This window comes from Sphingomonas rosea, from assembly GCF_039538065.1.
Lineage (GTDB): Bacteria > Pseudomonadota > Alphaproteobacteria > Sphingomonadales > Sphingomonadaceae > Sphingomicrobium > Sphingomicrobium rosea.
Map to the genome: position 1 here is coordinate 2,233,463 of NZ_BAABBR010000001.1, position 25,132 is coordinate 2,258,594.

Here is a 25,132-nt window from a genome sequence, read left to right on the forward strand (position 1 = left end):
GATCAGCCGGCAAGGTAGCCGCCGTCGCTGACCAGGACCGTTCCGGTCATCGTTCCGCTCGCCTCGTTCGACAGCAGGAAGGCGATCTGCGCGGCGATCTCTTCCGGGCGGGCGAAGCGGCCGAGCGGGGTCCCGCCTTCGGCGATGGCGCGGTAGGCGCCCTCGCGGCCGTGGGTGCCGGCGAGGTCGCGGAACCAGTCCTGCGTTTCCCACATCGCGGTTTCGACCCCGCCGGGCGCGATGGCGTTGACCCGGACCCGGCGCTCGGCGGCTTCGAGCGCGGCGACCTTGGTCAGCTGGATCGCGGCGGCCTTCGACGCGCCATAGGCCGCGACGTTCCTGGTCGCCTTGAGGCCCGAGGCCGACGCGGTGACGACGATCGACCCGCCTTCGCGGATGGCGTGGAGGCTGGCCCGGAGCGACAGGAACAGGCCGTCGAGATTGACCGACAACACCCGCCGCCATTCGGCGAAAGGCAGGTCCGCGATGGCGCCCGCACCGGTGACGCCGGCGTTGAGGACGGCGTGGTCGAGGGGGCCGAGCTCGGCGTCGGCCCACAGCGCCTCGTCCGCCACGTCGCCGACGAGCAGCCGTGTCTCGCAGCGCAAGGAAAGGCCGGCGAGCGCCTCGCCGTTGCGGTCCATCAGGATGAGCTTGCCCGCGCCGAGGTCGGCGAGGTGCCGTGCGGTCGCAAGGCCAATGCCCGAGGCGGCGCCGGTGACGAGGATGGTGGTGCCGGCGAAATTCATGGTGCGCGTTCCCCAAAGGCGACGATCATCGGGCCAAGCCCGGAGAAGCTGTCCATGCGTCCGTTCGCCGGGTCCCACAGGCTGCTGACGCTGCCGTCGAGATAGAGTGCGTCGCGGGTCTTCAGTTCGTCGCGGAACAGGCGGGCGAACTTGCCGAAGCTGACCGCGCCGTCGCTGATCGCGAAGACCGGCACGCCGTCGGGGCCGATGCCGACCCCGTTGCGAACGTAGCGGGACGTGCCGTCGGGGGAGAAACGCGGGTTCACCTGCCCGGCGATCACCAGCATCGGCCCGCTCTGGGTCGCCAGCGCGATGTCGGGCGCGGCGGTATAGGCCGGCGTGGTGACGATCTCGGCCTTGCCGTCCGCGTGAACGAGGAAGACGCCATTGGGCTGGAGATGGAAATTGCCGCCGCCCTTGATCCGCGTGTTGAGGGCCTTGAGGGGCTGCCCGCCGGCGATGGCGAGGCCGATGGGATTGCCGTCGACGTCGAACATTCCCGCGTTCATCGCGAAGCGGACGCTGGCGGCGCGCTTTCCGAGCACCTGCTCGAGCGCGGCGAAGCTGCGATAGGGGCGGCCGTCACGGCCTGCGACATGCAGTTCGAGCCGGGCAGCGGGATCGCGGCAGATGGTGAAGCGCTCGCCCTCGAACATGACCGAGCGGCAGGGGCCTTCGACCGCGGCGGCGGCGGCCGTGGTCTCGGGACGCTTGCAGGCGGTCAGCAGCAGCACGAGGAACAGCAGGGCGTTGTGCATCGCCCCGTTCATGCCCGAGGCGGCGGCCGAGCGAAAGCGTGGGCGACGCCCTCAGGGGCCCGTGTCGATCCCGAGTTCGGCAAGCTTGCGGTAAAGGGTCGAGCGGCCGATCCCGAGGCGGCGGGCGACCTCGGTCATCTTGCCGCGATAATGGCCGATGGCGAGGCGGATGAGGTCGGCCTCGATCTCCTCCATGCTTCGCAGGTGGCCGTCGCTCCGCCACAGGGTGATCGAGGGCGCATTGGCGAGCGCGGCCGAGGCGGCGGCCTGCCCGATGTCGCGGGCGCCGTCGCTCGCGCGGTTCGAGAAGCGCGACTGAAGCGCGATGTGCGGGAAGTCCTCGGCGGTCAGCGCGGCGCCCTGGCACTGGAGCGCGGCCCGGAAGAGGACGTTCGACAATTGGCGGACGTTGCCGGGCCAGCCGTAGCCCATCAGGACGCCAAGCGCGTCCTCGCCGATCGACAGCGGGCGGATACCGGGCTGGCCGGTGTGGCGGGCAAGGATGTGGCGGGCGAGCGCGGGAATGTCGCCCGATCGTTCGCGCAGCCCCGGCATGGTGACGACGGTGCCGCCGAGCCGTTCGGCGAGACCGGGGTCGAAATTGTCGGGCAGCGGCTTGGACGCGGTGGCGATGACGCGCACGTCGACGCTGTTCGAGCCGTTGCACCCGACCGGGCGAACCTCGCCGGTGGCGAGCACGCGGTCCAATGCGCGCTGGGTCGCGGGGGGCAGATCGGCGACCTCGTCAAGCAGGAGGGTGCCGCCATCGGCCTCGACCAGCTTGCCGACGCGCTCGGCGAAGGCACCCGGGAAAGCGCCCGCGACGTGGCCGAACAATTCGCTGTCGATGATGTTGGCGGGAATTGCGCGGCAGTCGAGCGCGACGAACGGGCCGCGGGCGCGCGGGGAGGCACTGTGGACGGCACGGGCGATGGTTTCCTTGCCGGTGCCGGCCTCGCCGACGATGAGCAGGGGGAGGCGGCTGCGCGCGGCCTTGGCGGCGACGGCGAGCGCGGAGCGGAATTCGGGGGCGGCGCCGACCAGCTCGTCGAGGCTGAGGGTGGGCGCGAGCTTCTCGGACAAGGGCGCGAGTTCGCCCGCGGCGCGGCGACGGTCGGCATTGACCGCGAGCGCTTCCATCAGCCGTTCGGGGGCGACGGGGCGGACGAGGAAGTCGGACGCGCCGGCGCGCATCGCCTCGACCGCCTGGCCGACCGACCCGTTTTCGGCGAGGACGAGGATCGGCAGGCCCGGGCGATCGGCGCGGAGCGCGCGGACCATCGCGGGGCCCGCGACCGGGTCCCAGCGGCCGATCAGCACCGCCCGGATCTCGTGGCCGTTGGGGCCGCCGAGCAATTCGGTGGCTTCGGTGACGGTGGGCGACCCGAGCGTGTTCCAGCCGGCGCGCGTCGCGGTGGCCGCGACAAGGCGGCGCTCGGCGGGGTCGGCATCGACCAGCAGCAGGAATCGGATCGTATCGGCGCGCACGTGTCTTTCGCTCCTCGGCGCGGCGACCCTAGCCAGGGCAAGGTAAATAAAGCGTGAGCGATCGGGGGGCTTGGGGACACGCGCCAAGCGGGCTATGGATCGGGCCGAAACGCCAGAACGTATAAGCACAACAGGAGCAGCAATGGCCGCCGACCACACTACCGACGACACCAACCCGGTCGATTTCCGCCGCGCGACCAAGGATTACAGCCTGCTGATTTCCATGCTGAAATACGGCGCGGTGATCGCGCTGATCCTGGCCTTCCTCGTCATGATCCTGCTGGCGAGCTGAGCGACTTGAAGGTCGCGGTCCTCGCCGAGACGGCGCCGGGCGAAACCCGCGTCGCCGCCATTCCCGAAACGGTCAAGAAGCTCGCCGGCCTCGGGGCCGAGGTGGCGGTCGAGGCCGGGGCGGGGCGCTCCGCCGGAGTGTCGGACGAGGATTATGCGGCCGCGGGCGCGACTCTGGCCTCGCGGGCCGAGGTGCTTCAGGGCGCCGACCTCATCCTGACGGTGAGCGCCCCCGAAGCGGCGGCACTGGCCGGCGCGGGGCAGGGCGCGACGCTCGTCGGGCTGATGGATCCGTTCGCTCGCCGTGATGCGGTCGCCGGCTATGCCGGGGCCGGGCTCGAGGCGCTGGCGATGGAATGGATGCCGCGCATCACGCGCGCGCAGTCAATGGACGTCCTGTCCTCGCAGTCGAACCTCGCCGGCTACAAGGCGGTGATCGACGCCGCCGCGGCTTATGGCCGGGCCTTTCCGATGATGATGACCGCGGCGGGCACCGTCAGTCCGGCGCGCGTGTTCGTGATGGGTGTCGGCGTCGCCGGCCTCCAGGCGATTGCGACCGCCAGGCGGCTTGGCGCGCAGGTCAGCGCGACCGACGTCCGCTCGGCCACCAGGGAGCAGATCCAGAGCCTCGGCGCCAAGGCGATCTTCGTCGAGGGCGTGGCGGGGATCGAGGGCGAGGGGCAGGGTGGCTATGCCGGCGAGACCTCCGAGGAATATAGGAAGGCGCAGGCCGAGCTCGTCTCGAGCCACCTTGCCAAGCAGGACATCGTGGTCACCACCGCGCTCATTCCGGGCAAGCCCGCGCCGCGGCTGATCAGCGACGCGCAGGTCGCGACGATGCGGCCCGGAAGCGTGATCGTCGACCTGGCGGCGGGCGCGGGCGGCAACGTCGAGGGCTGCGTTGCGGGAGAGAGCGTCACGCGGCATGGCGTCACCATCATCGGCGCGACCAATCTCGCCCGCTCGCTGCCGGCGGATTCGAGCGCGCTTTACGCCCGCAACCTGTTCAACTTCCTCTCGGCCTTCTGGGACAAGGAGCAGGGCAAGCCCGTGCTTCCCGACGAGGACGAGATCGTGAAGGGCATCCGCCTCACGCGCGGCGGCAAGATCGTGAGCGAGCGCCTGGCCTGATGGGCCTATTCAGTGCGACCGAGGTCGACACCGACGAGATCGCGCGGCGCTACCGGGCGTTGCTGGTCGACGGCGAGGAAGTGCTGATCGCCTTCAAGACCATCCGCGACATCGCTTTCCTGACCGACCGGCGACTGTGCCTCGTCAACATCCAGGGCTGGATCGGCAAGAAGGTCGCGATCCAGTCGATCCCCTATCGCTCGATCGTCCACTTTTCGCTCGAGACCGCGGGGACCTTCGACCTCGAGGCCGACATGGTCTTCTGGCTGTCGGGCAGCCACGAGCCCCTCGAGATCAAGATCGGCCGGGGCAGCAATCTCGCCGCGATCCAGCAGATCCTCGCGCAAGGGATTTTCGGCAGGAGATAGCGCGGTGGACGAACGCGATCTGATCGTCGTCGGCGGAGGCCCGGCCGGGGTGATGACCGGCCTGCTCTTCGCCCGCGCGGGCTGCCGGGTCACCGTCCTCGAGAAGCACGCCGACTTCTTTCGCGATTTCCGTGGCGACACGGTCCATCCCTCGACGATGGAGATCCTCGACCAGCTGGGCTGGCTTGGTGACTTCCTCCAGCGGCCACACCACCGGCTCGACCATGCCGAGCTGCGCATCGCCGGGCGCGACTGGACCATCGGCGACCTGTCGCACCTCAACACGCCGGCGCCGTTCATCGCGATGATGCCGCAATGGGAGTTTCTCGACTTCCTGCGCAGCAAGGCCGCGGCCTTTCCCGGCTTCGAGCTGCGGATGGGGGCGCCGGTCAGCGACTTCCTCCAAGAAAAAGGGCGCATCGTCGGTGTGCGCCTTGGCGATGGCAGCGAGCGGCGCGCTCGTCTGGTCATCGCGGCGGACGGTCGCTCCTCGCTGGTCCGCGAGCGGGGCCTGCTCCCGCTCGAGACGCTCGGCGCGCCGATGGACGTCTTCTGGTTCCGGGTCGCGAAGACACCGTCCGGAAGCGCGCTTCGCGGCTCGGTCGAGCGCGGGCGCCTGCTCGTGATGATCGACCGCGGCGACTATTGGCAATGCGCCTTCCTGATCCCCAAAGGCCAGGCGGCAACCCTCGTCGCGGGCGGGATCGGCCCGATCCGGGAGGCGATCGCCGCCGCCGCGCCCGAGCTCGACCTGATGGAGCTCGATGACGTCGCGGACCTCAAGCTGCTGAGCGTCTCGCTCGACCGATTGACCGCGTGGCACCGCCCAGGGCTGCTGGCGATCGGCGACGCGGCGCATGCGATGAGCCCGATCGGCGGGGTGGGGATCAATCTTGCGATCCAGGATGCGGTCGCGGCCGCCAATGTGCTGGCGGGCCCGCTCGTCGCCCGGGACGACATCGACCCGCTGCTGCCCAGGGTGCAGGAGCGACGGCTGCTGCCGACCCGGCTGGTGCAGGCGGCGCAGAAGACCGCGCAGGACCGGATCATCGGCCGCCTGCTCCAGCCCGGCCCGCCGCTGGCCGACGCGCCGTGGCTGATCAAGCTGCTCGACCGGAACCCGCTGCTTCGCCGGATCCCCGGGCGGATGATCGGGCTCGGGATTCGCCGCGAGAAGGTCGAAAGCCCGGCTCAACCCGACTGAGGCAAGGTGCAGCAGTCGACCCAGTCGGCGAGGGTCAGCTCGGCGAGGCGGCCGGGCGTGATCTCGAGGCTGGCGGTGCGGCTTCCGGCGGCGGGAAAGACGGTGGCGAAGGCGCGCAGGCTGACGTCGGCATAGACCGGCAGCGGGGTGGCGAGGCCGAAGGGGCAGACGCCGCCGACGACATGACCGGTGGCGGCGAAGGTGGCGTCGGGGTCGAGCATCCGGATCCGCCCGCCGAACGCGGCCTTGCACTTCAAATTGTCGAGCCGCGCGTCGCCGCGGGTGACGAGGAGGAGGGTCTTGTCGCCGACCCGGAGCGCGATCGTCTTGGCGATCCGTCCCGGTTCGACGCCGAGGGTCGCGGCCGCATCGGCGACGGTCGCCGTGCTGCCGTGCCCCTCGATGATGGCGAGGTCAGGCGCGTGGGTCGCAACCCAGGCCTGAACACTCGCCAGGCTCATCGCCTCAGGCCGAAGCCATCGCGGTTTCGAGGTTCTGCACGACCGCTTCGAAGAACTGCTCGGTAGTCATCCACGGCTGGTCGGGGCCGACCAGGATCGCGAGGTCCTTGGTCATCTTGCCGCTTTCGACCGTCTCGACGCAGACGCGCTCGAGCGTTTCGGCGAACTTGATGACGTCGGGGGTCTGGTCGATCCGGCCGCGGAACTTGAGGCCGCCGGTCCAGGCGAAGATCGACGCGATCGGATTGGTCGAGGTCGCCTTGCCCTGCTGGTGCATGCGATAGTGGCGGGTGACGGTGCCGTGCGCGGCCTCGGCCTCGACGGTCTGGCCATCAGGGGTGAGGAGGACGCTGGTCATGAGGCCAAGCGAACCGAAGCCCTGCGCGACCTGATCCGACTGGACGTCGCCGTCATAGTTCTTGCAGGCCCAGACAAACTTGCCGCTCCACTTGAGCGCGCTGGCCACCATGTCGTCGATCAGACGGTGCTGATATTCGATACCAGCTTCGTCGAACTTGTCCTTGAATTCGCTCTGGTAAATCTCTTCGAAGATATCCTTGAAGCGACCGTCATAGGCCTTGAGGATGGTGTTCTTGGTGGACAAGTACACCGGCCAGCCGCGCTGGAGGCCGTAGTTCATCGAGGCGCGCGCGAAGTCGCGGATGCTCTCGTCGACATTGTACATGCCCATGGCGACGCCGGCGCTCTCGAACTCGAACACTTCATGTTCGATCACCTGGCCGTCTTCGCCCTCGAACTTGATCGTGAGCTTGCCCGGGCCCGGCACGCGGAAGTCGGTCGCCTTGTACTGGTCGCCGAACGCGTGGCGGCCGATGACGATCGGGTCGGTCCAGCCGGGGATGATCCGGGGGACGTTGGCGATGACGATCGGCTCGCGGAAGACGACGCCGCCGAGGATGTTGCGGATGGTGCCGTTGGGGCTCTTCCACATCTTCTTGAGGCCGAATTCCTCGACGCGCTGCTCGTCGGGGGTGATGGTGGCGCATTTGACGCCGACGCCATGCTCCTTGATCGCATTGGCCGCCTCGACCGTCACCTTGTCCTCGGTCGCATCGCGATTCTCGATGCCGAGGTCGTAGTAGCGCAGGTCGACGTCGAGATAGGGCAGGATCAGCCGCTCGCGGATCCACTGCCAGATGATGCGGGTCATCTCGTCGCCGTCGATTTCGACGACCGGGTTCTTCACCTTGATCTTGGTCATTTTGCTGCCTTTGAGAATGTTGGGCGGGCAACTAGCGAACCGGTCCCGCTCTGGCAACGCGGCCAAGCCCTCGTTAAGAGCCGAAGGGTATGGCGCATATCGACAATCCCGATAGCCAGCTGACCGCGGTCAAGTGGCGTTTCCCCTCGGTCCATCCCGAGGGGCGCAAATATGTGGTGATCGCAGGCTTCGTCGCGCTCCTGCTCCACTTCATCTGGGGACCGCTCGGCTGGCTGATGGCGGGCGTCACCCTGTGGGTCGCGGCCTTCTTCCGCGATCCGGTTCGGACCACGCCCTCGGACCCGAGGCTGATCGTCTCGCCTGCCGACGGGCTGGTGACGATGATCACCCGGGTGCCCGCGCCGCCCGAGCTTCGCGCCGAGCTGGGCGAAGGCGAATTCACCCGCGTGTCGATCTTCATGAGCGTGTTCGACGTCCACATCAACCGGACCCCGATCGCGGGCGTCGTGCGCCGGATCGCCTATGTGCCGGGCAAATTCCTCAACGCCGACCTCGACAAGGCGAGCGAGGACAATGAGCGGCAGCATTTCGTGGTCGAGGGCGAGGGCGGGGTGAAGATCGGCTTCACCCAGATTGCCGGGCTGGTCGCCAAGCGGATCCTCTCCTTCGTGCGCGAAGGCCAGAAGGTCGCCGCGGGCGAACGGATCGGGCTGATCCGCTTCGGTAGCCGGGTCGACGTCTATCTTCCGGCGGGCACGGGCTCGCGGCTGCTGCTCGGCCAGCGGGCGATCGCGGGGGAGACGATCCTCGGCGAGCTCGGGACCGATCCGATGATGACGGGGACCAGCCAGTGAGGGAGCGCGAGGGACGGGGGCTGCCGCTCCGCGCATTCATTCCCAATGCGGTGACCGTGCTGGCGCTGTGCGCGGGCCTCACCGGCATCCGCTATGCCTTCGCGCAGGACTGGGAAAAGGCGATGATCGCGATCGTCGTCGCGGGCGTGCTCGACGGCATGGACGGCAATATCGCGCGAATGCTCAAGGCCAACAGCAAGTTCGGCGCCGAGCTCGATTCGCTGTGCGACAACATCGGGTTCGGGACCGCGCCCGCGCTGATCCTGTTCCAGTTCAGCCTGAGCGCCGCCCCCAAGTTCGGCTGGACCGTGGCGCTCGCGCTGGCGGTGAGCTGCGCGCTGCGCCTCGCGCGTTTCAATGCCCGGATCGATGCCGACGTCCAGCCGCACAAGTCGGCGGGCTTCAATACCGGCGTTCCGGCGCCGGTCGGCGCGGGGCTCGCGTTCGCGCCGGTCTATCTGTGGCTGATCACGGGCAACGACCTGTTCCGCGACTGGCAGCTGGTGATGCCCTGGACGCTGTTCGTCGCGATCCTGATGATCTCGGCGATCCCGACCTACAGCTGGACCAGCATCCGGATCCGGCGCAGCTGGCGGGTGGTGGCGCTGGCGGGCGTCGCCCTGCTGGCGGCGGCGCTGATCAACGAGCCGTTTATCACCCTGCTCGCGGTCTCGCTCGGCTACCTCCTGAGCGTGCCGTTCAGCCTGGCGAGCTATGCCCGCGTCAAGCGGCGGCGCGCAGCCGAGGCTGGACCGACACCGGCTGGCTGACGCGGCGCGAGACCATCCGCACCGACACGGGGCGGGTGACCATCACCGGCTCGGCGAGCAACGAGTGACCGCGCAGCGCGGCAGCGATCTTGGGCGCATTCGCGGCGAGCGTGTCGCCCATGACGAGCAGCGCGAGGCCGAGGGCAACGGTAAAAGCCAGAAAACCGAGGACGATCATGACGGCGTTCTTCCCTTGTTCTTTCGAGGGGCAACGGCGTTCGATTCGTTTCGTTCCGGAACGGATCGGAAAACCGTGCTTCTGGGCCGATGTTCCGCTTTCGTTCCCGTCCAGTCAAGCAGTTTGTTCTTCGCTTGTTCTCATAGGCTTGTGCCGGTTGCGTAACTTTTCGAGCACGGTCTCGAGCGGGACGTCGCGGCTTTTGAGGGTCACGAGCAGGTGGAAGAGAAGGTCGGCGGCTTCTTCCGCCAAGCCGTCCTCGTCGCGACTGACCGCGGCGAGCGCGACCTCGACGCCTTCCTCGCCGACCTTCTGCGCGGCCTTGGCGGGGCCGTGGCTGAGCAGGCTCGCGGTGTAGCTTTTGTCGGGCGACGCGGCGGCGCGGGCCGCGACGATCTTCTCGAGGGTGCCGAGCCAGCCCGCGCCGGGCGCCTCGCCGCCAAAACAGCTGTCGGTGCCGGTGTGGCAGGTCGGGCCAGCCGGCTCGGCGAGGACGAGGAGCGCGTCGGCATCGCAATCGGCGCGAAGCTCGACGAGGCGCAGCACGTTGCCGCTCGTCTCTCCCTTGCGCCACAGCCGGCCTTTCGAGCGGCTGAAGAAGGTGACGAGCCCGCTCTCCTGGGTCGCGGCGAGCGCGGCGCGGTCCATATAGCCGAGCATCAGGGTGAGGCCGGTGGCGGCATCCTGGACGATCGCGGGGAGCAGGCCGTCCATCTTGTCCCAGGCCAGGGTTTCGGGATCGAAATTCACCGCCGCACCTCGATTCCTTCGTTCGCGAGCCAGTCCTTCAGATCGGGAATGGCGATCAGGCGGTCGTGGAAGACCGTCGCCGCCAGCGCCCCGCTCGCGCCCGCCTCGAACGCATCGCGGAAATGCTCGGGCTTGCCGGCACCGCCGCTGACGATCAGCGGGACCGGGACCGCCGCCATGACGTCACGCGCATGGGCAAGGTCGTAGCCGCTGCGCACCCCGTCCTTGGCCATGGCGTTGAGCACGATCTCGCCTGCGCCGCGGTCGACCGCCTCGCGCGCCCAGGCGACGGTCTCGCGGCCGCTGTCGCGGGTGGCGGTGACCGAGCCGGTATATTGCTTGACCCGGTAGGTGTCGTCCTCGCTCCGCAGGCTGTCGATCCCGACGACCACGCACTGGCTGCCGAAGTCGCGGGCGAGTTCGGTGATGAGCTCGGGGGTCTCGAGCGCGGGGGAATTGATCGAGACCTTGTCGGCCCCCGCCTCGAGCACGGCGGCGGCGGCGGCACGGTCGCGGATCCCGCCCGCGACGCAGAAGGGGATGTCGATCACGGCCGCGATGTCGCGGACCCATGCGAGATCGAGGCTGCGGCCTTCGGCGCTGGCGGTGATCTCGTAGAAGACCAGTTCGTCGGCGCCCTCGGCCGAATAGCGCAAAGCGTTCTCGACGATGTCGCCGACGTCGCGGTGGTCGCGGAACTGGACGCCCTTGACCACGCGGCCGTTCGCCACGTCGAGGCAGGGAATGATCCTAGCGGCGGGCATCGAGCGCCTCGCTGAGCGGGAGCAGGCCCTCCCACATGGCGCGGCCGAGGATCGCGCCGTCGGTGGTGAGGCGCTGCAGGTCCGCGACCGACGTCACCCCGCCGCTCGCCTGGATGGCGAGGTGCGGGAGGCGGGTGACTGCCTCGCCGAGCAGCGCGTGGTTCGGCCCCTCGAGCATGCCGTCGCGGCCGATGTCCGTCAGCAGCAGGTGACGGGCCTGCGGATAGCGCGCGGCGACGTCCCACAACGTCTCGCCGCTATTCTCCTGCCAGCCGTGGGTGGCGACCAGGGGCACGCCGTCGACGACGTTGACGTCGAGGCTGAGGGTGATCCGCTCCGGTCCGAACCGGTCGAGGAGGGCGGTGGTGGCGTTCGGATCGCGCACCGCGAGGCTGCCGATCACGACGCGCGCGGCGCCGGCATCGAGGAGGGTGGCGACATGGGCCGCCTTGCGAACGCCGCCCGCGACCTGAAGCTTGAGCGGCGAAGCGGCGGCGAGCGACGTCAGAAGCTCGTGTTGCATCGGCCGGCCTTCGCGCGCGCCGTCGAGGTCGACGACATGCGCCCAGGTCGCGCCGGCCTCGGCGAAGCTCGCCAGCGCCGCGGCGGGCGCCGGATCGTAGAAGGTCACTTCGTCGAAGCGGCCCTGGCGGAGGCGCACGATGCGGCCGCCGATGAGGTCCATGGCGGGGTAGAGGATCATATGGTCAGCCAGGCCTCGAGGAAGCGCGCGCCGGCGGGACCGGAACGCTCGGGATGGAATTGGGCGCCGGTCCAGTTGGCGTGGCGGACGACCGCGGGGATGGGCTGGCCGTGGTCGGCGCGGGCGACGGTGGCGGGGCCGTCCGCGGCGGCGTAACTGTGGGCGAAATAGACGTAATCACCGGTGCTTAGGCCGATTGCCTCATCGGCGACCTCAAGCCGGCTCCAGCCCATGTGCGGGATGGTGATGCCCGGCGCCGGGGTCAGGCGGCGGACCCGCCCGGGGATCAGGCCGAGCGTATCGACCTCACCCTCGTCGCTGCGGGTGAAAAGGAGGTGCATGCCAAGACAGATGCCGAGCGCGGGGCCGGTGTAGCGGCGAAGCACGTCGCCGAGCGCGAGCGCCTCGATCCGCTCCATCGCATAAGCCGCCGCGCCGACCCCGGGGAGGACGAGCCGTTCGGCCGACCGGATCTCGCCCGCGTCGCTGCTGCGGGTGACCTGCGCGCCCAAGCGGGTGAGCGCGATCTCGACCGAATTGATGTTGCCGTAACCGATGTCGACGAGGGTGACCGAGGCGCTCACAGCATGCCCTTGGTGCTTGGCAGCGCGTCGGATTTGCCTTCGATTGCAAGCGCCTGGCGCAGGGCCCTGCCAAAGGCCTTGAAGCACGCCTCGACCTTGTGGTGGTCGTTTTCGCCCACGACGCGGACATGGATCGCGGCGCCGAGGCTGTCGGCAAGGCTCCGGAAGACGTGCGGCGTCATCTCGGTCGGATAGTCGCCGACGTGGGTGGCTTCGAACGACCCGTCGAACTTGGCGAAGGGGCGGCCCGAGAGGTCGATCAGCACCTGTGCCTCGGTCTCGTCCATGGGCAGGGCGAAGCCGAAGCGGCCGATCCCGCGCTTGTCGCCGAGCGCGTCGCGAAGCCCCTGGCCGAGCGCGATCGCGACGTCCTCGATCGTGTGGTGGGGATCGATCTCGAGGTCGCCCTGGCAGGCGAGCGTCAGGCTGAACCCGCCATGCGCCGCGACCTGGTCGAGCATGTGGTCGTAATAGGGAATGCCGGTGTCGATCCGGCGCGGCTCGGGCGTATCGAGGTCGAGCGACAGGGCGATCCGCGTTTCCTTGGTGTCGCGGGCGATCTCGGCGGTCCGTCGCGGCGCGGCGTCGACCGCCACCCCGAAGGCGGCGAGCGCGGCGTCATTCTCCTGCGGCGTGCCGATAGTCAGGCGGACCCCGCCCGGCGCGGCCTGCGGGCGGTAGCGGACCTTGATCCCGTCGGCGGCGAGGCGACGGGCGAGCGCCTCGGTGTCCTCCGTCTCGAGGAACAGGAAATTGCCCGCGCTCGCATAGACCCTGGTCACGTGGGGCGAGCGGGCGATCAGCGGGGCGATCCGGTCGCGCTCGGCGAGGAGCCTGGCGATACGCTCGCGGTGGATCGCGCGGCGGGCGGGCTGGAGCGCTTCCAAGGCCGCGTTCACCGACAGGGTCGGAAGCGGATAGGGTGGCAAGGCGCGCGAAATGAGCTCGAGGCTCGAAGCCGGCCCGACCAGCCCGCCGACCCGCGCGCCGGCGAGCGCGAAGGCCTTGGACAAGGTCTTCAAGACCAGCAGATTGTCGCGGGCGACCGCCTCGGCGGCGAGGCTGGGGGTGTCGCTGAACTCGAGATAGGCCTCGTCGGCGAGGATCATGACGCCCGGCAGCGCGTCGACGATGGCGAGGATCGTCGCGGGATCGACCTTGTTGCCGGTCGGATTATTGGGGGTGCAAAGGAACAGCAGCTTGACCGCCTCGTCGCCCCGAAGCGCTTCGACGACGGTATCGGCGTCGAGGTCGAAGTCCGCCGTGAGGGGAAGCTCGACGACGGTGCCGCCCTGGAGTCGCGCGAAGTGGGCATAGGCCGAGAAGCTCGGCACGCAGACTGCGGCCTTGTCGCGGGCGTCACGCAGGAACACCCGGCAGAGGAGGTCGATCGCATCGTCCCCGCCGCGCGTGACGAGGAACTGCTCGGGCGCGACCCCGTACAGTGCCGCCATGGCGGCACGCAGGCGTGCGGGCTGGGGCTCGGGATAGCGGTTGACCCCCGCCGCGACACTCCCGCCCGACAGGGGGCCGAACGGGCTTTCGTTGGCGTCGAGGAGGATGGCGTCGGGATCGGCGATGCGATTGCCGAGGTCGAAGGGCGCGAGCGCGAGGATTTCGGGCCGGGCGAGGCGCTGGGCGAGGGCAGTCATGCGGCGTTCCTTGCATCGGCGGCGCGGGCGTGGGCTTCCAATGCCTCGAGGCGGGCGAGGGCGGCGGCGGGGCCGGCGAGCGCGCGGCCCGCCTCGGGGGAAACGCGCTGGATGCTGATCGCCTTCATGAAGCTGTGGGTGGTGATCCCGCTCCAGGCGCGCGCGGCGCCGTCGGTGGGGAGGACGTGGCTCGAGCCCGCGAGATAGTCGCCGAAGCTTTCGGCCGCCGCATGACCGGCGAAGATCGCGCCGGCATTGGTGAGGGCCGGGAGCAGCGCGTCGGGATCGGCGAGCGCGAGGCAGAGGTGCTCGGGCGCATAAGCGTTGGCGATGGCCGCGGCTTCGCGAAGGTCGGCGGCGAGGATCGCGCGGCCATGCTTGAGCGAGCGGCGGGCGAGGTCGGCACGAGGCAGGGTCGTGACCTGGCGCTCGACCTCGGCGAGGGCGGCGGCGATGAGCGGCTCGTCGTCGCTGACCAGCAGGACCTGCGCGGCGGCGTCATGCTCGGCCTGGCTGAGGAGGTCGGCGGCGACCGTCGCGGGGCTGGCGGTCGCGTCGGCGATGACCATCAGCTCGGACGGGCCGGCGGGCATGTCGATGGCGGGCCCGCCGGGGAGGGCGCTGACCTGCGTCTTGGCTTCGGCGACCCAGGCGTTGCCGGGCCCGCAGATCTTGGGGCAGGCGGGGATGTCGCCCGCGCCGAAGGCAAGCGCGGCAATGGCCTGTGCCCCGCCGACGGTCCAGACATGGGTGATCCCGCACAGCTCGGCGGCAAGCGCGAGCGCGGCGGCGAGGCCGCCCTCGCTCGGGGGCGTGACGACGACGATCTCGCCGACGCCCGCGGCGCGCGCGGGGAGCGCGAGCATCAGCAGGGTCGAGAAGAGCGGAGTCGCGCCGCCGGGGACGTAGAGGCCGACGCGGTCGAGCGGGCGCCAGACCTTCTCGACGCGCAGGCCCGGCATGGTCTCGACCGCGGTGTCGGCGGGTCGGCTCGCTTCGTGGAAGGCGGCGACATTGGCGGCGGCGAGCTCCATCGCGGAAACCGCGTGGGCCGGAAGCGTGCGACGGGCCTCGGCGGCGAGCGGGGCGATCGCGACCCTGGCAGGCACCGCGCCGTCGATCCCGTCGGCGATGGCGCAGAGCGCCGGCCAGCCGCCGTCACGCACCTCGTTGACGATCGAGGTGACGCCGTTGACGAGCTCGGCCGAGCGGCGGGCGGGCGGGCGGGCGAGGGCGGCGGCCTGTTCGGCGGCCGACAGCGCGGACCAGGTCAGCGGCTTCACAGCATCATCTTTTCGATCGGGAGGACGAGGATCGCCGAGGCACCGGCGGCCTTCAATTGCTCGAGCGTCTCCCAGAAGACCGATTCCTGGCAGACGGCATGGACCGCGAAATGGCCCGGGCGACCGTGCAGCGGGATGATCGTCGGGGCCTCGGCGCCCGGCAGGATGCGGGTGATCGCCGGGAGCGATTCCGAGCGGGCATTGAGGAGGATGTACTTGGCGTCCTTGGTGGTCAGAACGCCCTGGATCCGGCTGAGCAGCGCCTCGCCCAGCGCCGAGCGCGTAACGCCGATCTCGCGGGTGGTGCGGATGAGGACCGCTTCGCTGTCGAACACGTCGGCGACGGCGCGCAGGCCATTGGCCTCGAGCGTCGCGCCGGTCGAGACGAGATCACAGATGAAGGGCGCGATGCGCAAGCGCGGGGCGAGCTCGACCGCGCCGTTCATCTTGACCACGGTTGCGGCGATGCCCTGGTCGGCGAGCCAGCGCTCGGTGATCCGAGGATAGGAGGTGGCGATGCGCTGGCCGGCGAGGCTTTGCGGGCCCTGCCAATCGAACGACTCGGGCGCGGCGAGTTTCAGCGAGCAGCGCGCGGTGCCGAGTGGGGCGACGACCTCGACCGCGGGCTCGGCCGAAGCGAGGCGGAATTCCTCGAGGACGTTGCCGCCGACGATCCCGAATTCGCACACGCCGTCGGCGACGAAGGTCGGGATGTCGTCGTCGCGCACGAACATGATGTCGGCGGGGAAGTTGTCGACCCGGGCGGTGAGCGCGTTGCGGCCGTTCTGGAGGCGCAGGCCCGCGTCCTTGAGAAGCTCGCGGCTGGTGTCGCTGAGCCGCCCGTTCTTCTGGATGGCGATGTGGAGGCGGTCGGCGTCAATCAGCACTGTCTTGATCCTTGAGCCGGTCGATCGCGGCGCGATAGCCGCCGTTCTTCTCCTGGCGGAGGAAGCGGGCGACCCGGACGATGGTGGTGGTGGAAACGCCGGTGGCGTCATGAATGTCGCGGTAGGAGAGGTCGCTCCCGTCGAGCAGGCGGGCGACGTGCCAGCGCTCGGCGAGGGTACGGATCTCCTGCGGGGTGCACAGGTCGGTGAGGAGGCGCGCCATGGCGTCGGGCGTCGGCGCCGTCAGCAGAGCGCGGCACAGTTCCTCGAACAGGGCATCGCCGTCGCGGGACGGGGCGGGGGAGACGGGCGCTTGTTTCATCGTGCTAATACGCTGAAACGTGCAAATAGGTTCGCGGCCCGGTTAGTCAAGCCTCAGGGCAGCACCCAGCGGATCAAGAGGCGGATGGCATCGCTCGTCGGCCGGCCATCGGAATCGGTGGCGGGGATGAAGCGGGCGCGGGTGCGGATGACCCGGCAGGTCGCCGCGTCGAGCGCGGCCGAACCGCTGCTCGAAAGGATCGTGCAGCGCGCGACCCGGCCTTGCGGATCGACCGCCACCTCGAAACGGGTGGTGCCCTGCTCGTTGCGACGGATCGCGTCGGCGGGATAGTCCTCGTCCGAGAAGAGGGCCGCGAGGTTGGCCCTAGCCGGCGTGGCAAGGCCGCGGCCTGGCGAGACGGGGTTCGCCGAAACGCCCGTCGGCGGCGGCGGAGGCGGCGGTGGCGGGCTCGGCCGTTCCTCGGTTTCGCGCGGCAAGGGGGGCGCGTCCGGCACGTCCTCTTCCTGCTGCCACCCCCAGAAGGCGACCGCGAGGATGGCCGCGAGCAGCACCGCGAGGATGGTTTGCTTGCCCGAGCCGCCCGGCTGGACCGGATCCGGTGACTTTCTCCGCGCCAACGCCAACGCTCCTCCCCCACCAAAGCAAACGCCCGGGCCACTCGTCGGAGCGACCCGGGCGTCCTGCGTGACGATTGCTCGTCAGCCCCCTTGGACCTACGCGGCAGGAGTGTGCCGCGGCTTGGAGCCCGATTGCTGCCGCCTTTTCCGGCGCTTGTCATCAGGGCGGGCACGATGCTGGCAAGTTTTCCACAGCCCCTGTGGCGAGTCGGACACATGGGTGCGGGCGATTGCCTGTTCAGGTGACGCTCTCTAGGGGAGGAGCCCATGCGCCTTTCCCAAGCCTTTCTCCCCGTCCTCAAGGAAAGCCCCAGCGACGCCCAGATCGTCAGCCACAAGCTGATGCTGCGCGCTGGGCTCGTCCGCCAGACCGCCGCCGGCATCTATGCCTGGCTGCCGCTCGGCCTCCGGGTCCTGAACAAGATCGAGCAGATCGTCCGCGAGGAGCAGGACAAGGCAGGCGCGATCGAGCTCCTCATGCCGACGCTGCAGAGCGCCGACCTGTGGCGGCAGAGCGGGCGCTACGACGCTTATGGCCCCGAGATGCTTCGCATCCGCGACCGCCACGACCGCGAGATCCTCTACGGTCCCACCAACGAGGAAATGATCACCGCGCTGTTCGCGGTCGACACCACCAGTTACCGCCAGCTGCCGCGGACGCTCTATCACATTCAGTGGAAGTTCCGCGACGAGGTCCGCCCGCGCTTCGGAGTGATGCGCGGGCGCGAGTTCCTGATGAAGGACGCCTACAGCTTCGACCTCGACGAGGCGGGCGCCAGGCTGAGCTATTACAAGCAGATGCTGGCCTATCTTCGCACCTTCCAGCGGATGGGCATCCAGGCGGTCCCGATGCGCGCGGCCAACGGCCCGATCGGCGGCGACCTGTCCCACGAATTCATCGTGCTCGCGCCCACCGGCGAGAGCGAGGTCTTCTACGACAGCGCCTACGACAGCTTCGACTGGAGCCAGGCGGACCTGAATTATGCCGACGAGGCCGGGCTGAAGGGCCTCTTCGACCGCGTGAACACCACCTATGCGGCGACCGACGAGACCCACGACGAAGCCAAGTGGGCCGAGCTGCCCGAAGCCAGTCGCCGCACGGGCCGCGGGATCGAGGTCGGGCACATCTTCTATTTCGGCACCAAGTACAGCGAATCGATGGGCCTCAAGGTGAGCGGCCCCGACGGCGGCAACGTCGTCCCGCACATGGGGAGCTACGGGGTCGGGGTCAGCCGCCTGGTCGGCGCGATCATCGAGGCGAGCCACGACGACAACGGCATCGTCTGGCCCGAGGCGGTGGCGCCCTGGCAGGTGGGGCTGGTGACGATGCGCGGCGACGATGCGGCCAGCCAAGCGGCCGCGAGCGACATCTACGACAAGCTCACCGCCGCCGGCGTCGAAGTCCTCTACGACGACCGCGACGAGCGGGGCGGGGCCAAGCTTGCGGGCATGGACCTCATGGGCCTGCCGAAACAGATCATCGTGGGCCCCCGCGGGCTCGCCGCCGGCACGGTCGAACTCAAGGACCGTCGCACCGGCGAGAAGGAAGAGATTTCGATCGAGAGCGCGCTTTCGAGGCTCACGGCATGATCCTCAACCGCTACGAGCGGATCATTGCCAAGCGCTACCTCCTCCCCGGCAAGGGAGAGGGCGAGCGCTTCATCTTCCTGGTCTCGATGATCAGCCTCGGCGCGGTCGCGCTCGGCGTCGCCGCCCTCATCATCGTCATGAGCGTGATGAACGGCTTTCGTGCCGAGCTGTTCGAGAAGACCGCGGGGCTTAACGGCCATGCGGTCATCCAGGGCTATGACGGGCGGCTGTCGAACTGGCAGCAGATCGCCGACAGCGCGAAGAAGGTGCCGGGCGTGACCTCGGCCCTGCCGCTGATCGAGCAGCCGCTGATGGCCAGCGCCAACGGCCGGGTCGAGGGCGTGCTGGTGCGCGGCATGCGGGTCGGCGACATCCGCCAGAACCCGGTGCTGACCGGCGGGGTCAAGAGCGGCAGCCTCAACAACCTCACCCCCGGCTGCAATTGCGTTGCGATCGGCACCCGCCTCGCGCAGCAGCTCGGCGCCTTTCCGGGCTCCGAGATCAGCCTGATCAGCCCCGAGGGTCGCGACACGCCGATCGGGACCGTGCCGCGGATCGTCAGCTACACCGTCGCCGCGACCTTCGAGGTCGGCGTCTACGATTATGACAATGCCTTCGTCATCCTGCCGATGGAGGATGCGCAGACCCTGCTGATGATGGGCGACCAGGTCGGAATCGTCGAGGTGAAGGTCACCGACCCCGACAAGATCGACCGCCAGATGGGCGCGCTGTCGCAGATCGTGCAGGGCCGAGGGGTCGCGGTCGACTGGCGCAGCATGAACGCCGCGATCTTCGAAGCGCTCGAGGTCGAGCGGGTCGCGATGTTCGTGGTCCTCTCGCTGATCATCCTCGTTGCGGTGTTCAACATCCTCTCGAGCCTGATCATGCTGGTCCGCGCCAAGACCCGCGACATCGCCATCCTGCGCACCATGGGCGCGAGCCGGCGGGGCATGATGAAGGTGTTCGTCACTGTCGGCACGACCATCGGGACGCTCGGCATCCTCCTCGGCATCATCATCGGCGCGGTGTTCCTCTTCTTCCGCCAGCCGATCGTGAACGTCATCCAGTGGATGACCGGGCAGAATTTGTGGGACCCCAGCGTGCGCTTCCTGTCCGAATTGCCGAGCAAGACCGATCCGGTCGAGGTGACCGTGATCATCCTGACCGCGCTGGTCCTGAGCTTCCTCTCGACGCTCTATCCGGCGTGGAAGGCGGCGAGCACGGACCCGGTGCAGGTGCTTCGTTATGAGTGAGCCAGTTCTCGAAACCACCGGCCTGCGCCGGGCCTTCACCCAGGGCGACACCACCATCGAGGTGCTGCGCGGGGTCGACCTCGCGGTCCAGCCGGGCGAGATCGTCGCGCTGCTGGGGCCGTCGGGCTCGGGCAAGTCGACCCTGCTCCAGGCCGTCGGCCTGCTCGAGGGCGGGTTCGAAGGGTCGATCCGGATCAACGGCCGCCAAGCCGAAAAGCTCGACACCGACGGGCGGACCGACCTGCGGCGCGAGGCGCTCGGCTTCGTCTACCAGTTCCACCACCTGCTGCCCGACTTCACCGCGATCGAGAACGTGACGCTGCCGCAGCTGATCCGCGACGCCGAACCCGAGGCGGCGAAGGAGCGGGCGATCGCGCTCCTGACCGCGCTCGGCCTCGGCCACCGGCTCGACCATCGCCCGGCCAAGCTCTCGGGCGGCGAGCAGCAGCGGGTCGCGGTCGCCCGCGCGCTCGCCAATCGCCCGCCGCTGGTGCTTGCCGACGAGCCGACCGGCAATCTCGACGAGCATACCGCCGACGTGGTGCTGGCCGAATTCCTGAACCTCGTCCGGGGCGAGGGGAGCGCGGCGCTGGTCGCGACGCATAACGAGCGACTGGCGCGCAAGATGGACCGGGTCGTGCGACTTCACGAAGGCCGGCTCGCGACGCTGGGACCTAAAGCGGACTGAAGCGTTCGGGGCCAATGGCCAATCGTCCTCCGTTCGATCCTGACGCGCCCCCGCCGGGCGGCTTCAATCCCCGCTTCGGGCGCGACGGACCTGGCCGGCCCCAGCCCATCCGCGACGAGGGACCGCGGTTCGACCGGGACTTCGATCGGCGGGGCGGACCCGAACGCGACCCGTTCGAGCCCGGACGCGACCGTCGTTCGGGTGGCGACGGCGGAGGGCCGTCTCGGCCGGCCAGGATCTGGCTGATCCTTGGTGGACTGCTGATCCTCGGCGCGATCATCTTCGGCCTCACCCTCACTCGGTCGGGCGCGGGCAGCGATGCGATCGGCGGCAACAGCGAGGCGACGGCGACCAACGAGGACGTCGCCGAGGCCGCCCAGCCGCAGGACCGCTGCGCTGCGCCCGCGACCTACGACCTCCTCAAGCGTCAGCTCTTCCGGCAGGCGGCGGCGACCCGCGGGTCGGACCAGGCGACCTTCGACAGCCTCGCCGGCTATGCCTCGGTGCGGGTCTCGGGCCCGACGCTTCGCGACCAGGACCAGGGGCTCGAGCGGATCAGCTGCGGCGCCGATGTCGCGCTCGACCTTCCGCCGGGCCTCCAGGTGACGGGCGGCCGTCGGACGCTGACCGCGAGCCTGACTTACGATCTCCAGCCCTCGGCCGATGGCAGCGGTGACGTCATGACGCTGCGCGGCGCCGAGGGCATCACCGTGCCGCTCGCGACGCTGGCGCGCACGAGCAGCGCCCCGCGGCCCACGGTGCCGGTCCCGACCTCCCCCGACAGCGACAATCCGAGCGCGGCGGTGCCCGATCCGGAGCCCGCGCCGCCGCCGGTCCCGGCCGAGCCTGCGGCGACCAGCGCCGCGCGGCCGAGCTTCAACTGCGCGCGCGCGCGGACCTCGGGCGAGATCGCGGTGTGCCAGAGCGACAGCCTCGCCGCGCTCGACCGGCAGATGGCGAGCTATTATGTCGATGCGCTGCGCGGTGCCGACGGCGAGCAGCGCGCGCTCCTCCAGCGCACCCGCGACCGGTTCCTCGGCTATCGCGACCGCTGCACCACCGACCGCTGCATCGCCGACGCCTATCGCGGGCGGATCACCGAAATCGGCGACATCGTCGAAGGGCGCTGGCGGGGGCGGTAACTGGGGATAAGTCGTGCCCTTCCGCTTGGCGGAGGCACCCCCCATTTGCTACCCCGAATCATGGCCTTCGTCCCCTTAAGAGTCCTCTCCTCCTTCTCGATGCTCGAGGGGGCGATCGAGCCCAAGATCCTGGCCAAGCAGGCGAAGAAGCTCGGCTTTCCCGCGGTCGCGCTGACCGATCGCAACGGCCTCTATGCGGCGATGGCGTTCAGCGACGCGGCGATGGACGCGGGCGTGCAGCCGATCGTCGGCGCGACCCTCGGACTCGCGCGCCCGGCCGAATGGGGCGGCAAGGCCGAGACGATCGACTGGATCGTCCTCCTCGCCAAGGACGAGGGCGGCTATTCCAACCTCTGCAAGCTGGTCAGCAAGGCGCATATGGAGCGCCCCGACCACCTCGACCCTCACGTCACGCTCGACGATTTTCGCGGCCACGCCGAGGGGCTGATCGCGCTGACCGCGGGCGGGGAGGGGAGCGTCGTGCGGCTGCTCGCCGACGGGCAGGCCGGCAAGGCCAAGCGCGCACTCGAAACCTTCGCCGGCATCTTCCCGGACCGGCTCTATGTCGAGGTCAGCCGGCGCTGCGACGCGGCCGAGGAAGCGGCCGAAGCCGCACTGCTCGACCTCGCCTACGGTCTCGACCTGCCGCTGGTCGCGACCAACCCCGCACTCTACGCCGAGCCCGACTTCCACCCGGCGCATGACGTCATGCTGTGCATCGCCAGCAGCAGCTATGTCGACGAGGGGAACCGCAAGCGCTCGAGCGAGGACGCCTGGCTCAAGCCCGAAGCGGTGATGGCCGAGCTTTTCTCGGACCTGCCCGAAGCGCTCGACAACACGCTGGTCGTCGCGCGCCGCTGCGCGGTGGCCGCGCCCAAGCGCCGCCCGATCCTGCCGCGCATGGGCGAGGACGAGGACGAAGCGCTGCGCAAGGCCGCGCATGCCGGGCTCGAAGGCCGCATCGCCGACTATCCCGAGGGTCAGAAGCCCGCCTATCGCGAGCGGCTGGACTTCGAGCTCGACGTCATCACCCGCATGGGGTTTGCGGGCTACTTCCTGATCGTCGCCGACTTCATCCAGTGGGCCAAGGCGAACGACATTCCGGTGGGGCCGGGGCGTGGTTCGGGCGCGGGCTCGGCGGTGGCCTGGGCGCTGCTCATCACCGACCTCGATCCGCTGGCGCTCGGCCTGCTGTTCGAGCGCTTCCTCAACCCCGAGCGCGTGTCGATGCCCGACTTCGACATCGATTTCTGCGAAACCCACCGCGACAAGGTGATCCGCTACGTCCAGGGCAAGTACGGCCGGGACAAGGTGGCGCAGATCATCACCTTCGGGCGCCTCAAGGCCCGCGCCGTCCTCAAGGACACGGGCCGCGTCCTCCAGATGAGCTACGGCCATGTCGACCGGCTGGCGAAGCTCGTCCCCAACCATCCCACCGACCCGTGGACGCTCGAGCGATCGCTGAACGGCGTCAGCGAGTTGGCGGCCGAAGTGAAGAACGAGCCGCAGGTCAAACGGTTGTTCGACCTCGCGATGAAGCTCGAGGGCCTGCCGCGGCACAGCTCGACCCACGCCGCGGGCGTGGTGATCGGCGACCGTCCGCTGCAGGAGCTGGTCCCGCTCCACCGCGATCCCCGCTCCGACATGCCGGTCACGCAGTTCGACATGAAATATGTCGAGGGCGCGGGGCTGGTGAAGTTCGACTTCCTCGGTTTGAAGACCCTGTCGGTGCTCAAGGAAGGCCAGCGGCTGCTGGCCAAGCGCGGGATCACGGCGGACTATGCCAAGCTCGGTTGGGACGACCCGGCGGTCTACGAGCTTCTGCAGCGCGGTGACACGGTGGGCGTGTTCCAGCTCGAATCCGAAGGCATGCGGCGGACGCTCGCGGCCGTGCGGCCGACCAACTTCGGCGACATCATCGCGCTGGTGTCGCTCTATCGCCCGGGCCCGATGGACAACATCCCGCTGTTCGGCGATCGCAAGAACGGGCGGCAAGTCATTGAATATCCGCATCCCCTGCTCGAGGAAGTGCTGAAGGAAACCTACGGCATCTTCGTCTATCAGGAACAGGTCATGCAGGCCGCGCAGGTGCTCGCGGGCTACAGCCTCGGCGAAGCGGATCTCCTCCGCCGAGCGATGGGCAAGAAGATCAAAGCCGAGATGGACGCGCAGCGCGAGCGCTTCGTCGAGGGTTGCGGTCGGCAGGACATCAAGCCCGCCAAGGCCAATGAACTGTTCGACTTGATCGACAAGTTCGCCGGCTACGGCTTCAACAAGAGCCACGCGGCGGCCTATGCGCTCGTCGCCTATCACACCGCCTGGCTGAAGGCGCATCATCCGGCGGAGTTCTTCGCCGCGTCGATGAGCTACGACATCCACCAGACCGACAAGCTCTGCCTGTTCGTCGACGACCTGCGGCGCATGGGGCTGACCCTGCTCCCGCCCGACATCAATGCGAGCGAAGCCGATTTCGACGTCGCCGACGGCGCGGTGCGCTATGCACTGGGGGCATTGAAGGGTGTCGGCGAGAAGGCGATGGCCGAACTGGTCGCCGACCGGAAGACCAAGGGGCCGTACACCAGCCTCGAGGACTTCGCCGCGCGGATCGACCCGCGGCTGCTCAACCGCCGCCAGCTCGAGAGCCTCGCCGCAGCGGGCGCGCTCGACGGGCTCAATGACGACCGCGCGGCGGTGCATGCGGGCGCGGAGACGATCCTCGCGCATGCGACCAGCGCGCACCAGCAGCGGACCAGCGGGCAGGGCGGCCTGTTCGGCGGGGGCGGCGAGGCCGAGGACGTCGCGCCGATCCGCCTGCCGCGCGACACGCACTGGACGCTCGCCGAGCGGATGGCGGCCGAGCGCGACAGCTTCGGCTTCTATTTCTCGGCCCACCCGGTCGACAGCCACAAGCATCTCCTCGCCGCGCACCGCGTGCGGACGAGCACCGACCTCGGCTCGGTGCCGATCCCGGCGGAAGGGCGCGGCGCGGCGGTGATGGCGGGGCTGGTCGAGGAAGCGCGCTGGCGCACCTCGCAGCGGGGCAAGCGCTTCCTCATGGCCCGGTTCAGCGACAGCGGCGGCCAGTTCGACGCGACCGTGTTCGACGAGGAAGCGGCAGCCGCGGTCGAGGCGGGCGCCAAGAGCGGGCAGTGCGGGCTGCTGTCGGTTGAACTCGACCGGCGTCCGGGCGAGGACCAGCCGCGCGTGACGATCAAGCGCTTCCAGCCGCTCGAGGAACTGGCGCGGCGAAGCCGGGTCGAGCTGACGGCGCGCGTGCCGAGCGAGGATGTGCTGCCGGCGGTGCTGAAGGAGCTGGGCCAAGCCAAGAGCGGAAGCGGAATCGTCCGGCTGCTCGTGCCGGTCACCGACGGGCGCGAGGCGACCCTTCTGCTTCCCGGGCGCTTCGCGGTCGATGCCGAGTTCGCGGCACGGCTCGCGCGCTTCGTCGGCGAGGACGGAGTGACCTTGGCAGCGGCCGAACAGCTTCGGCTGGTGGGCTGA

At 69.5% G+C, this 25,132-nt stretch carries 26 protein-coding genes; 11 read left to right on the forward strand and 15 right to left on the reverse strand.

From position 1 onward, the window contains the following. Window positions 1-2 precede the first annotated feature (2 nt). From ABD693_RS11025 to ABD693_RS11035, 3 genes are read right to left on the reverse strand one after another with little or no spacing between them, the layout of a single operon-like run. Window positions 3-749, reverse strand: a complete 747-nt coding sequence (locus ABD693_RS11025; protein WP_344697118.1) for an SDR family NAD(P)-dependent oxidoreductase — start codon at window positions 747-749, stop codon at window positions 3-5. Next, window positions 746-1,507, reverse strand: coding sequence for a phosphodiester glycosidase family protein (locus ABD693_RS11030; protein ID WP_344697119.1), 762 nt, complete (start codon window positions 1,505-1,507; stop codon window positions 746-748). The genes ABD693_RS11025 and ABD693_RS11030 overlap by 4 nt, the downstream gene beginning before the upstream one ends. Before the next feature lie 51 nt (window positions 1,508-1,558). Further along, window positions 1,559-2,995, reverse strand: coding sequence for a sigma-54-dependent transcriptional regulator (locus ABD693_RS11035; protein ID WP_344697120.1), 1,437 nt, complete (start codon window positions 2,993-2,995; stop codon window positions 1,559-1,561). Between the two features lie 142 nt (window positions 2,996-3,137). Between ABD693_RS11035 and ABD693_RS11040 the strand changes: the two genes are divergently transcribed. The 4 genes from ABD693_RS11040 to ABD693_RS11055 are packed head-to-tail and all read left to right on the forward strand — an operon-like array spanning window position 3,138 to window position 5,989. After that, window positions 3,138-3,287 carry a hypothetical protein gene (locus ABD693_RS11040; protein WP_344697121.1) on the forward strand — a complete coding sequence of 50 codons (150 nt, stop codon included), beginning with the start codon at window positions 3,138-3,140 and terminating at the stop codon, window positions 3,285-3,287. Between the two features lie 5 nt (window positions 3,288-3,292). Next, window positions 3,293-4,417 (forward strand): Re/Si-specific NAD(P)(+) transhydrogenase subunit alpha, encoded by a 1,125-nt coding sequence (locus tag ABD693_RS11045; protein ID WP_344697122.1) that lies wholly within the window; start codon window positions 3,293-3,295, stop codon window positions 4,415-4,417. Continuing rightward, window positions 4,417-4,785, forward strand: a complete 369-nt coding sequence (locus tag ABD693_RS11050; protein WP_344697123.1) for a PH domain-containing protein — start codon at window positions 4,417-4,419, stop codon at window positions 4,783-4,785. Before ABD693_RS11045 ends, ABD693_RS11050 begins: the two co-directional genes overlap by 1 nt. A gap of 4 nt (window positions 4,786-4,789) precedes the next feature. Then, a complete protein-coding gene (locus ABD693_RS11055) occupies window positions 4,790-5,989 on the forward strand; it encodes an FAD-dependent oxidoreductase (protein WP_344697124.1) in 1,200 nt (399 codons plus the stop codon). On the opposite strand, the gene ABD693_RS11060 is transcribed toward ABD693_RS11055, so the two are convergent. After that, on the reverse strand, window positions 5,977-6,450 hold the full coding sequence (locus tag ABD693_RS11060; protein ID WP_344697125.1) for a YbaK/EbsC family protein: 474 nt from the start codon (window positions 6,448-6,450) through the stop codon (window positions 5,977-5,979). The two genes, ABD693_RS11055 and ABD693_RS11060, sit on opposite strands and share 13 nt — an antisense overlap. Before the next feature lie 4 nt (window positions 6,451-6,454). Further along, window positions 6,455-7,672: an NADP-dependent isocitrate dehydrogenase gene (locus tag ABD693_RS11065; RefSeq protein WP_344697126.1), complete on the reverse strand. Its 1,218-nt coding sequence runs from the start codon at window positions 7,670-7,672 to the stop codon at window positions 6,455-6,457. Between the two features lie 89 nt (window positions 7,673-7,761). Between ABD693_RS11065 and ABD693_RS11070 the strand changes: the two genes are divergently transcribed. Beyond that, window positions 7,762-8,487: a phosphatidylserine decarboxylase gene (locus tag ABD693_RS11070; protein ID WP_344697127.1), complete on the forward strand. Its 726-nt coding sequence runs from the start codon at window positions 7,762-7,764 to the stop codon at window positions 8,485-8,487. Further along, window positions 8,484-9,257 (forward strand): CDP-alcohol phosphatidyltransferase family protein, encoded by a 774-nt coding sequence (locus ABD693_RS11075; protein WP_344697128.1) that lies wholly within the window; start codon window positions 8,484-8,486, stop codon window positions 9,255-9,257. Before ABD693_RS11070 ends, ABD693_RS11075 begins: the two co-directional genes overlap by 4 nt. Here ABD693_RS11075 and ABD693_RS11080 read toward each other — a convergent pair. The 10 genes from ABD693_RS11080 to ABD693_RS11125 form a co-directional block, all read right to left on the reverse strand. Continuing rightward, window positions 9,211-9,435: a hypothetical protein gene (locus ABD693_RS11080; protein WP_344697129.1), complete on the reverse strand. Its 225-nt coding sequence runs from the start codon at window positions 9,433-9,435 to the stop codon at window positions 9,211-9,213. The two genes, ABD693_RS11075 and ABD693_RS11080, sit on opposite strands and share 47 nt — an antisense overlap. Window positions 9,436-9,549: 114 nt before the next feature. Next, window positions 9,550-10,185: a bifunctional phosphoribosyl-AMP cyclohydrolase/phosphoribosyl-ATP diphosphatase HisIE gene (gene hisIE, locus ABD693_RS11085; protein WP_344697131.1), complete on the reverse strand. Its 636-nt coding sequence runs from the start codon at window positions 10,183-10,185 to the stop codon at window positions 9,550-9,552. Continuing rightward, window positions 10,182-10,949, reverse strand: a complete 768-nt coding sequence (gene hisF / locus ABD693_RS11090) for an imidazole glycerol phosphate synthase subunit HisF (protein WP_344697132.1) — start codon at window positions 10,947-10,949, stop codon at window positions 10,182-10,184. Before hisF ends, hisIE begins: the two co-directional genes overlap by 4 nt. Continuing rightward, a complete protein-coding gene (locus tag ABD693_RS11095; RefSeq protein ID WP_344697133.1) occupies window positions 10,936-11,652 on the reverse strand; it encodes a 1-(5-phosphoribosyl)-5-[(5-phosphoribosylamino)methylideneamino]imidazole-4-carboxamide isomerase in 717 nt (238 codons plus the stop codon). Before ABD693_RS11095 ends, hisF begins: the two co-directional genes overlap by 14 nt. After that, on the reverse strand, window positions 11,649-12,236 hold the full coding sequence (gene hisH, locus ABD693_RS11100; protein ID WP_344697134.1) for an imidazole glycerol phosphate synthase subunit HisH: 588 nt from the start codon (window positions 12,234-12,236) through the stop codon (window positions 11,649-11,651). Before hisH ends, ABD693_RS11095 begins: the two co-directional genes overlap by 4 nt. Further along, window positions 12,233-13,888, reverse strand: coding sequence for an imidazoleglycerol-phosphate dehydratase HisB (hisB, locus tag ABD693_RS11105; RefSeq protein WP_344697135.1), 1,656 nt, complete (start codon window positions 13,886-13,888; stop codon window positions 12,233-12,235). The genes hisH and hisB overlap by 4 nt, the downstream gene beginning before the upstream one ends. Then, window positions 13,885-15,171, reverse strand: coding sequence for a histidinol dehydrogenase (gene hisD, locus ABD693_RS11110; protein ID WP_344697136.1), 1,287 nt, complete (start codon window positions 15,169-15,171; stop codon window positions 13,885-13,887). Before hisD ends, hisB begins: the two co-directional genes overlap by 4 nt. Continuing rightward, window positions 15,168-16,058 carry an ATP phosphoribosyltransferase gene (gene hisG, locus ABD693_RS11115; protein WP_344697137.1) on the reverse strand — a complete coding sequence of 297 codons (891 nt, stop codon included), beginning with the start codon at window positions 16,056-16,058 and terminating at the stop codon, window positions 15,168-15,170. The genes hisD and hisG overlap by 4 nt, the downstream gene beginning before the upstream one ends. After that, entirely contained in the window at window positions 16,048-16,380 is a 333-nt protein-coding gene (locus ABD693_RS11120; RefSeq protein WP_344697138.1) for a YerC/YecD family TrpR-related protein, read from the reverse strand. Before ABD693_RS11120 ends, hisG begins: the two co-directional genes overlap by 11 nt. A 53-nt stretch (window positions 16,381-16,433) precedes the next feature. After that, window positions 16,434-16,958 carry an energy transducer TonB gene (locus ABD693_RS11125; RefSeq protein ID WP_344697139.1) on the reverse strand — a complete coding sequence of 175 codons (525 nt, stop codon included), beginning with the start codon at window positions 16,956-16,958 and terminating at the stop codon, window positions 16,434-16,436. A gap of 267 nt (window positions 16,959-17,225) precedes the next feature. Between ABD693_RS11125 and proS the strand changes: the two genes are divergently transcribed. The 5 genes from proS to dnaE are packed head-to-tail and all read left to right on the forward strand — an operon-like array spanning window position 17,226 to window position 25,132. Further along, window positions 17,226-18,548, forward strand: coding sequence for a proline--tRNA ligase (gene proS / locus ABD693_RS11130; RefSeq protein WP_344697140.1), 1,323 nt, complete (start codon window positions 17,226-17,228; stop codon window positions 18,546-18,548). After that, window positions 18,545-19,801 (forward strand): lipoprotein-releasing ABC transporter permease subunit, encoded by a 1,257-nt coding sequence (locus ABD693_RS11135; protein WP_344697141.1) that lies wholly within the window; start codon window positions 18,545-18,547, stop codon window positions 19,799-19,801. The genes proS and ABD693_RS11135 overlap by 4 nt, the downstream gene beginning before the upstream one ends. Further along, window positions 19,794-20,489, forward strand: coding sequence for an ABC transporter ATP-binding protein (locus ABD693_RS11140; RefSeq protein ID WP_344697142.1), 696 nt, complete (start codon window positions 19,794-19,796; stop codon window positions 20,487-20,489). Before ABD693_RS11135 ends, ABD693_RS11140 begins: the two co-directional genes overlap by 8 nt. A gap of 14 nt (window positions 20,490-20,503) precedes the next feature. Next, window positions 20,504-21,631 (forward strand): lysozyme inhibitor LprI family protein, encoded by a 1,128-nt coding sequence (locus tag ABD693_RS11145; protein ID WP_344697143.1) that lies wholly within the window; start codon window positions 20,504-20,506, stop codon window positions 21,629-21,631. Between the two features lie 60 nt (window positions 21,632-21,691). Beyond that, window positions 21,692-25,132 (forward strand): DNA polymerase III subunit alpha, encoded by a 3,441-nt coding sequence (gene dnaE, locus ABD693_RS11150; RefSeq protein ID WP_344697144.1) that lies wholly within the window; start codon window positions 21,692-21,694, stop codon window positions 25,130-25,132.

Excerpts from the sequence above, each read along its gene's own strand:
- ABD693_RS11120 (WP_344697138.1), bottom strand. The coding sequence starts at position 16,380 with ATGAAACAAGCGCCCGTCTCCCCCGCCCCGTCCCGCGACGGCGATGCC.
- hisB (WP_344697135.1), bottom strand. The coding sequence starts at position 13,888 with ATGACTGCCCTCGCCCAGCGCCTCGCCCGGCCCGAAATCCTCGCGCTC.
- dnaE (WP_344697144.1), top strand. The coding sequence starts at position 21,692 with ATGGCCTTCGTCCCCTTAAGAGTCCTCTCCTCCTTCTCGATGCTCGAG.
- ABD693_RS11040 (WP_344697121.1), top strand. The coding sequence starts at position 3,138 with ATGGCCGCCGACCACACTACCGACGACACCAACCCGGTCGATTTCCGC.
- ABD693_RS11145 (WP_344697143.1), top strand. The coding sequence starts at position 20,504 with ATGGCCAATCGTCCTCCGTTCGATCCTGACGCGCCCCCGCCGGGCGGC.
- hisF (WP_344697132.1), bottom strand. The coding sequence starts at position 10,949 with ATGCCCGCCGCTAGGATCATTCCCTGCCTCGACGTGGCGAACGGCCGC.
- ABD693_RS11095 (WP_344697133.1), bottom strand. The coding sequence starts at position 11,652 with ATGATCCTCTACCCCGCCATGGACCTCATCGGCGGCCGCATCGTGCGC.
- ABD693_RS11050 (WP_344697123.1), top strand. The coding sequence starts at position 4,417 with ATGGGCCTATTCAGTGCGACCGAGGTCGACACCGACGAGATCGCGCGG.
- ABD693_RS11030 (WP_344697119.1), bottom strand. The coding sequence starts at position 1,507 with ATGCACAACGCCCTGCTGTTCCTCGTGCTGCTGCTGACCGCCTGCAAG.
- proS (WP_344697140.1), top strand. The coding sequence starts at position 17,226 with ATGCGCCTTTCCCAAGCCTTTCTCCCCGTCCTCAAGGAAAGCCCCAGC.
- ABD693_RS11135 (WP_344697141.1), top strand. The coding sequence starts at position 18,545 with ATGATCCTCAACCGCTACGAGCGGATCATTGCCAAGCGCTACCTCCTC.
- ABD693_RS11080 (WP_344697129.1), bottom strand. The coding sequence starts at position 9,435 with ATGATCGTCCTCGGTTTTCTGGCTTTTACCGTTGCCCTCGGCCTCGCG.
- ABD693_RS11025 (WP_344697118.1), bottom strand. The coding sequence starts at position 749 with ATGAATTTCGCCGGCACCACCATCCTCGTCACCGGCGCCGCCTCGGGC.
- ABD693_RS11065 (WP_344697126.1), bottom strand. The coding sequence starts at position 7,672 with ATGACCAAGATCAAGGTGAAGAACCCGGTCGTCGAAATCGACGGCGAC.
- ABD693_RS11060 (WP_344697125.1), bottom strand. The coding sequence starts at position 6,450 with ATGAGCCTGGCGAGTGTTCAGGCCTGGGTTGCGACCCACGCGCCTGAC.
- ABD693_RS11070 (WP_344697127.1), top strand. The coding sequence starts at position 7,762 with ATGGCGCATATCGACAATCCCGATAGCCAGCTGACCGCGGTCAAGTGG.
- ABD693_RS11140 (WP_344697142.1), top strand. The coding sequence starts at position 19,794 with ATGAGTGAGCCAGTTCTCGAAACCACCGGCCTGCGCCGGGCCTTCACC.